This window comes from Arthrobacter sp. Hiyo1 (genome assembly GCF_001263615.2).
In the GTDB taxonomy this organism is placed as follows: Bacteria; Actinomycetota; Actinomycetes; order Actinomycetales; family Micrococcaceae; genus Arthrobacter.
Genome location: NZ_DF952471.1, coordinates 258003 through 264960, shown reverse-complemented (window position 1 = coordinate 264960; position 6958 = coordinate 258003). Strand labels below are relative to the sequence as shown.

Below are 6958 nucleotides of genomic sequence, written 5' to 3'. Positions count from 1 at the left end.
TCCGGGTATCAGCCTCCTGCTTGACCCGGAGCTCGACGCCGAGGCGTACCGACTGGAGGTGGGCGCCGCCGTCGTGATTCATGCGGGCGGTCCGGCCGGAGCCTTCTATGCCGCGCAGACGCTCCTGCAGCTGATGGGACCTGCCGCGTTGCGGCAAGCGCCCGTTCCGGAGACGGGCGGCGCATGGCCGGTTCCCAAGGTATCCATCCTGGACCACCCGCGTTTCGGGTACCGCGGGGCCATGCTGGACGTGGCCCGGCACTTCATGCCCAAGGACAACCTGCTCCGGTTCATCGAGGTGATGGCCATGCACAAGCTCAACGTCCTGCACCTGCACCTCACGGACGACCAAGGCTGGCGGATCCAGATCAACCGCTACCCGAAGCTCACTGAGACCGGGGCGTGGCGGCGCGAATCATCGCTGGGTTCGTGGCGGGCAGGGGTTTTCGACGGGCTTCCGCACGGCGGCTTCTACAGCCAGGACGATCTCCGCGAAGTGGTCGCGTTCGCTGCCGAGCGGCACATCACCGTCATCCCCGAAATTGACGTTCCGGGACACAGCCAGGCCGCCATCGCCGCCTACCCGGAACTGGGAACGGGCGCGGCCCCCGGGGTGTGGACCCGTTGGGGAATCAACGAGACGGTCCTGGAAGTCTCGCAAACCTCGTTGGAGTTCTACCGCAACGTGCTCGATGAAGTGGTGGAGATCTTCCCGTCCCGCTGGATCAGCTTGGGCGGAGACGAAGTTCCGCTCACCCAGTGGCAATCCAGCGCCCAGGCGCAGTCCCAAGCCCGCGAACTCGGGATGCCGGACGTTTCGGGATTGCACAGCTGGTTTGTGGGGCAGTTGGCGGGGCACCTTGACGCACGTGGGCGGGCTACCTCCGTGTGGGATGAAATCGGCGACGGCGAGCTGCCGGATGGTGCGTTGGTGGCCTCCTGGCGAGGCTATGAAGGCGGTATGAGCGCGCTCAAAAGCGGTTATGACGTGGTCATGTGCCTGAGCACAGGCTGTACCTGGACCACCGGCAGGCCGACGGCGACGACGAACCCGTGCCCGTGGGTTTTGTCACCACGCTGCAGGATGTCTACGGCTTCGAACCTCTGCCCGCGGGTGCGGATGAGGCGTTCCCGGGCAGGCTCCTCGGGGCGCAGGCCAATATCTGGACGGAACACCTGGATTCCCCGCGACGGGTCCACTTCGCCGCGTTTCCGCGGCTGAGCGCCGTGGCGGAGGTGCTCTGGTCCCAGCCGGAGAACCGGGACTACGATGGTTTCCTGGCCAGGCTCGAAGGCGCGCATCTGGAACGCCTGGAGGCCATGGGAGTGGAATACCGGCCGCTGTCCGGACCGCATCCCTGGCAGTTGAGGCCTGGCGTGGCTGGCTGGAAACGCGATTACGACGCCGAGCAGCGCATTGCCGCTGGATAGGACACACGTGGGTACTGAAGGCATGGAGGCCCGGAACTCCTCGGCTTCGTTGCGGAAGGCGCTGGCTTTGCTGGCGGTGGTGGCGGAGCATCCGGTGAGCGCGGACGGACTCGCCTTGGTGGAGCTGACCAAGCTCTCCGGGCTCAACAAGAGCACGGTCCTGAGGTTGGCCGCGCCCTTGTTGGACGAAAACCTGCTGGAACGCGATGCCGAGAGCGGCCGCTTCCGGCTGGGCCATGGTTGCCTGCGTTTGGGACAGTCATACCTGGACCGGCTCGATTTGCGTAGCGTCGCGAACGCCGAGCTCAGGGTGCTGATGAGGGCTACGGAAAGCACCTGCCACTTGGTGGTCTTGTCCGGCCATGATGTGGTTTACCTCGACAAAGTTGAAGACGAGGCAACAGTTCGTATGGCATCGCGCGTTGGGGCGACCATGCCGGCGTATTGCACTGCGGTCGGCAAAGCCATGTTGGCGTTCAGTCCGGAGGAAGTGGTGGCTCCGATCCTGGCCGGCGATCTGGTGCCGATCACCGACAGGACCATCACGGATCCCGAGCAGTTGCGGACTGAATTCGCCGCGATCCGTCGCCGGGGCTACGCGATCGACGACCGTGAGAACGAACCCGAGGTCCGGTGCGTGGCAGCCCCGATCTTTGGCCACGATGATCACGTGGTGGCCGCCCTCAGCGTTTCATCGTTGTCGTCCCGCATGACCGCCAAACGCGTCCGGGAAGTAGGTCCCATGGCCGCCGAAACCAGCCTGCGCATCTCGGCCAAGCTGGGATCGCGACGGGCAGGCGCCAAACTCGCCAAGCTCGCTTAGAGGGGCTCATGGAAAAGCCAATGAACGACGCCGGTGCTGCGGTTGGGGCGGACGGTGCCGCAGGCGCCTACTTCCGGGCGAAGTTGCGGTTCGAGATCGACGTCATGGACGTCGCCGATGCGGCTCCCGGCAGTTTCGTGCTCGTGGATACCCGAAGGCAGTCGTCGTGGGACCACGGCCATATCCCCGGCGCCATGCACCTTCCGACCGCGGAGATACCCGCACGGGCAGCCGCACTGATCCCCGCCGGGACCGCAATAGTGGTCTATTCGTGGGGACCGGGCTGCAACGGAAGTACCTTCGCGGCCCTGGCGTTCGCCGAACTTGGGTACCCGGTGCGGGAGATGATCGGCGGCATTGAGTATTGGGCGCGGAACGGCCTCCCAGTGGAGACAGCTACAGGCGTTGTCGTTCGGGACTTCGATGGGCTGGTCACGGCGCACCAACCCGAGGGGTAGCGGCCATCGCTACCCCCAAGCCGCCCAGTCCTCAGGCCGGAGCGACGGGCGGCCGAGAAGGTAGCCTTGGGCCGCGGTCATCCCGAGCTTGGTGACCGCAGCCAGCTCGGCCTCGGTCTCGATCCCTTCGGCTACCAGGGCGGCTCCGATTTCGGCGGAAAAACCGACCATCGCAGCTCCCAATGCCCGCTGGCCTGGATCCGTGTCGATCCCGGCGATGATTTCGCGATCGAGTTTGATGAGGTCCGGCTTGAGCTGCAGGATGTGGCGCATGGAAGCAAAGCCGGCACCGGCGTCGTCCACGGCTATTCTGAGCCCGGCGCGCCGCAACGGTGCCAACGCTTCGGCGAGCGGCTCATAGTTGGTCACCTCATGGCGTTCGGTGACCTCAAGAACGATGCGTCGCGGAGGGATGGCCGACTCCACAATCGCGGCTGCCAGCCGGGGGTCAAGGCACGCCCGGGGTGAGAGGTTTGCCGCGATGTACAGATCCGGTGGGAGCCCTGCCGCGGTGGTCAGCGCCGTCCGGAGGGCAAGGATCTCAAGCTCGATATCCAGGCCGACCGAGGCGGCCTCCATGAAACGCACCTCGGGGGACAACTCCTGGGAACCGCTGAACCTTGTCAAGGATTCCACTCCAACGACGTTGCCCGTTTCCAGGCACCGGATCGGCTGGAATGCTGTGATGAGTGAGCCGTCATTGAGCAAGGCCTGGATGCGGACAGTGACTTCCGCCCGCGAACGTGTTGCCTCTGGATTCAAGACACGGCAGGTGCCCTCGAAACCGCAGTCCCTGCCCTCCCTGTCGCGAATCGGCCTTCCGGCTACATCAATCAAGACGCGGCTGCCATCCCGGTGGCGGCACACGGTGATTACACGTGACCACGAGGAGTCGCCGCTTTCCCTGGCTTTCCAGTCCACCCGTGCGTCTGCCAGGTCCCCGGGGTCGATCACGCGGGTGATGTGCCTCCCCAGCAGTTCGGAGGGTTCGTACCCCGTGATGTCCTTGCACGCCGGGCTGCAGAACGTAAATCGTCCATCGGGCCCCGTGGCCCACAGCCAGTCCATGCTTGTGTGCAGCACGGTGTCCATCAAGCGCGACGTCCGGAACGCCTGGCTGCGTTCCCGCTGCTGCTGCCGCATGAGACGCCACGCGGCCAGTACCACCAGGGGCACGATCAGCAGTGCGAGAAGCGCGGGGAATCCGGTCTTTTCATCGATGCCGCCCCACGGCGGAAGCCCGAAAGCCAAGGGCAGGCGGATAGACAAGGCGACTGCAGCCTCGATGAATACGACAACCAGCAGCCACCATCCGGTTGAGGCCGACGCCAGCCGGTTCGCTTGGCGTCCCTCCCGGGAAGACGCCCTCTTAAGCCGGGGAAAGCGCATGAAGGGCATCACCCAATAGTGCCACCAAGCCGGGCTCCGGGGCTTACGCCGTAACGGCCAGCGCGTCGATTTCCACGAGCATGACTTCGTGCGGGAGGTCGACGAACACCGTGGTGCGGCTAGGCAGTTGGCCGCTGGGGACGTTCTCGGTGATGAATTCGCCGTAGACCTCGTTCATGGCGGCGAAGTCGTCGCGGGTGGTGAGGTAGACGCGGAACATGATGACGTCTTCCACTGAGGAGCCGCCGGCTTCGAGGATCGCCTTCACGTTCTCCAATGTGCGGCGGGTCTGGACTCGGACGTCGCCCTCGCCGATGTACTGGTTGGTGGCGGGATCCATGGGGCCTTGGCCCGAGACCTGGAACAGGCCGCCCTTCTGGATGCCTTGGGAGAATACGTGCGCCGGGGCCGGAGCGTTTTCGGTCAGTACTACAGTCTTTTCACTCATGCGGAGTTCCTTTCGTGGCTGATCCAGCCGAGGTCGCGGGATATGGCCTCGGTGCTGGCTTTGAGGTCGGGCAGCAGCTCAAGCAGTCCTTCATAGCTGAGCATCACCACCGGTACCGAACAAGAGGCTGCGGCCACGACGGCGCCGCTCGCGTCGCGAATGGGGGTCGCGATGCAGTGCACGAAGGATTCGTGCTCGGCGTTGTCATGGGCCCAGCCCTGGACCCTGACCTGCTCCAGTTCGGCCAAAAGGGCCTCCGGCGAGGTCAGGGTGGTGTCGGTAATTCTTGTGTAGTCGAGTCCCGCCGCGATCTTTTCCTGCCGGCTGCGCGGCATGTCGGCAAGCAGGACTTTGGCGACGGCGGCCGAATGCAGGGACGCGGTCAGGCCGATCCGGGAGTACATCCGCACGGGATGGTGCGACTCGAATTTGTCGATGTACACCACGTCATTGCCCTCGAACGCGGCAAGGTGCACGGTGTGCCCGGTCTTTCCGTTCAGCTCAGCCAAGTACGGGTGCGCCACTTTGCGGATGTCCCGCTGCTCCAGGGCGAGCGAGGACAGCTCGAACAGTTTGGATCCAAGCATGAACCGCTGGTCCTCATCGCGGACAACGAATCGCTTTTCCTCCATGGCGTGCAGGAGCCGCATGACGGTTGTCTTGTGTACCGACGCCTTGGAGGCAAGCTCATCCAGGGTGGCCGGTTTGGCCGCAAGCTCGGCTAGCAGGTCGATGGCCCGCATCAGGCTTTGGCTCATGGTGCTGTGCTCCGATCGTGAAGGCTTCGGTCATGGCTCCTGAAGTGTCCTGCGGCGACGTGGATCGCAGCCCATTCGGCGTCTGTGGAATCGAGGATGGCCGAAAGCAGGGCGGAGCCGGGGAGCGGGCCACGATCGCCATGCACGGTGAGGGTGCAGGCTGCGGCGACGTGACCGCGGCGAAGGCTCGCCTTCTGCCCGAGGCCGAACAGCACGCCGCTGAGGTACCCGGCCGCGAAGGAATCGCCTGCGCCCACCGGCTCAAGCACGTCCACGGACAACGCCGATACTTCGGACCGCGTCCCGTCCCGTTCCAGGGCGATGGCGCTAGTGGCTTCGTTCTTGATGACGACGACGGCGGGATCCGGCATGAGGCGCCGCAGTTCAGTTTCGTCCGTGGTGCCGAAGGCGTGCTCGGCCTCGTCCTTGCCCACCAGCACGATGTCGGCGAGATTGGCCAGGCGGCGCAGCACGGAACGGTCCTGTCCGGCCCAGAGTGCCGCCCGCCAATTGACGTCGAAGCTGATGATGCGGCCCTGCCTCGGTGCGGCGAGGATGGCTTCCGTGAGCTGAAGGCATTCGGCCGAGAGCGCCGCTGTGATGCCGCTCAGGTGGATGAGCGATGCTTCGTTAAGCAAACGCTCGACGGCGGGATTCGCCAGGGTGCCCAGGTTCATCGCTGATGCGGCGGAACCCTGCCGGTAGTACAAAACTGAACTGCCGCCGTCGGGGTCTGTTTCCTGGGCTGGCACCTTGACGTAAAGCCCGGTGGGCCGTCCGGGATCGACCTCGACGCCGGAAACGCCTACTCCGTGGCTGCTGAGTTCCTCCAGGATCCGGATACCGAATCCGTCCTTGCCCACCCGGCCTACCCAGTGGGAGTCCAGGCCCATGGCAGCCAGGCCCATGGCAACGTTCGATTCCGCGCCGCCGATGCCGCAGTGCAGCTCCGTGGCTTGGTGCAGCGGGACGGGCTTCACCGGGGTGAGCATGGCCATCGTCTCGCCCACACATACAGCTGAAAGCATGAAACTCGCGCGCTCCCTCTGCCGCTTCCAGCGGCACTCGACACCCAATGAAGAAGGGATTTCCGTGGCCTGGTCAGGGAGTGCCGGGCCACGCCGCGGCCTTGACTCCCAATCCTGCACCATGTTAGACATATCATCAACAGCTTTGCAACCTGCGTTGCAAAATACGCAACGCACGGGTTTTGAGAGCAGAATGCGCACAGTGAATTGCGCACAGTGAAGTTGCGCATCGTGAAGGGATCGAACTGGTGAACACTTCCACGTCCGGGGCCGGAGCAGAGGCCGGGGCAATTGCAGCGGACGCCGTGGCGCGCCTGGCGGATGTCCGGCTCGACTGGCGGCACAAAGCCGTGCCCGCCACAGCCAACGGCACCAGCCACCGCGAGTTCCTCTCCACAGCCCCGAAGCTCGAGGACCTCCAGACGCCGTTGCTGACACTTGATGCCGGGGCGCTCCGCGGCAATGCCGATCGCTTGGCCTCGTGGTGTGCTGAGCACGGCGTCTTGCTGGCTCCGCACGGAAAGACCACCATGCGCCGCAGCTTTGGGCGGAACAGCTGAGCCGTGGCGCCTGGGGGATTACTGTGGCGAACTTCGCCCAGCTCCGCGTGGCCCGCGCGTTCG

At 65.0% G+C, this 6958-nt stretch carries 8 protein-coding genes and 1 pseudogene; 5 read left to right on the top strand and 4 right to left on the bottom strand.

Annotated features, from left to right (window positions below; all coding sequences use genetic code 11):
- Positions 1–58: 58 nt before the first annotated feature.
- From AHiyo1_RS26745 to AHiyo1_RS12760, 4 genes and pseudogenes are all read left to right on the top strand, one after another.
- Positions 59–1191: pseudogene (locus AHiyo1_RS26745) on the top strand (beta-N-acetylhexosaminidase); the annotation flags it as partial.
- Between the two features lie 36 nt (positions 1192–1227).
- The gene (locus tag AHiyo1_RS26735) at positions 1228–1431 is read left to right on the top strand and encodes a hypothetical protein (RefSeq protein ID WP_253257335.1); all 204 of its coding nucleotides are present in this window, start codon (positions 1228–1230) and stop codon (positions 1429–1431) included.
- A 7-nt stretch (positions 1432–1438) separates the two neighbouring features.
- Complete coding sequence (locus AHiyo1_RS12765; RefSeq protein WP_084784493.1) at positions 1439–2254, top strand: IclR family transcriptional regulator; 816 nt, start codon at positions 1439–1441, stop codon at positions 2252–2254.
- Positions 2255–2274: 20 nt separating this feature from the next.
- Positions 2275–2712 (top strand): rhodanese-like domain-containing protein, encoded by a 438-nt coding sequence (locus AHiyo1_RS12760; RefSeq protein WP_059388816.1) that lies wholly within the window; start codon positions 2275–2277, stop codon positions 2710–2712.
- A 9-nt stretch (positions 2713–2721) separates the two neighbouring features.
- Here the strand turns inward: AHiyo1_RS12760 and AHiyo1_RS12755 are convergent, their stop codons facing one another.
- From AHiyo1_RS12755 to AHiyo1_RS12740, 4 genes are read right to left on the bottom strand one after another with little or no spacing between them, the layout of a single operon-like run.
- Complete coding sequence (locus AHiyo1_RS12755; RefSeq protein ID WP_172465588.1) at positions 2722–4101, bottom strand: sensor domain-containing phosphodiesterase; 1380 nt, start codon at positions 4099–4101, stop codon at positions 2722–2724.
- A gap of 43 nt (positions 4102–4144) precedes the next feature.
- The gene (locus tag AHiyo1_RS12750; RefSeq protein WP_059388814.1) at positions 4145–4549 is read right to left on the bottom strand and encodes a RidA family protein; all 405 of its coding nucleotides are present in this window, start codon (positions 4547–4549) and stop codon (positions 4145–4147) included.
- On the bottom strand, positions 4546–5307 hold the full coding sequence (locus tag AHiyo1_RS12745) for an IclR family transcriptional regulator (protein ID WP_059388813.1): 762 nt from the start codon (positions 5305–5307) through the stop codon (positions 4546–4548). Before AHiyo1_RS12745 ends, AHiyo1_RS12750 begins: the two co-directional genes overlap by 4 nt.
- Positions 5304–6335, bottom strand: a complete 1032-nt coding sequence (locus tag AHiyo1_RS12740) for a sugar kinase (RefSeq protein WP_059388812.1) — start codon at positions 6333–6335, stop codon at positions 5304–5306. The genes AHiyo1_RS12745 and AHiyo1_RS12740 overlap by 4 nt, the downstream gene beginning before the upstream one ends.
- Positions 6336–6583: 248 nt before the next feature.
- On the opposite strand from AHiyo1_RS12740, the gene AHiyo1_RS12735 reads away from it, so the two are divergent.
- Positions 6584–6895, top strand: coding sequence for a hypothetical protein (locus tag AHiyo1_RS12735; protein WP_059388811.1), 312 nt, complete (start codon positions 6584–6586; stop codon positions 6893–6895).
- The last annotated feature ends 63 nt before the right edge of the window (positions 6896–6958 follow it).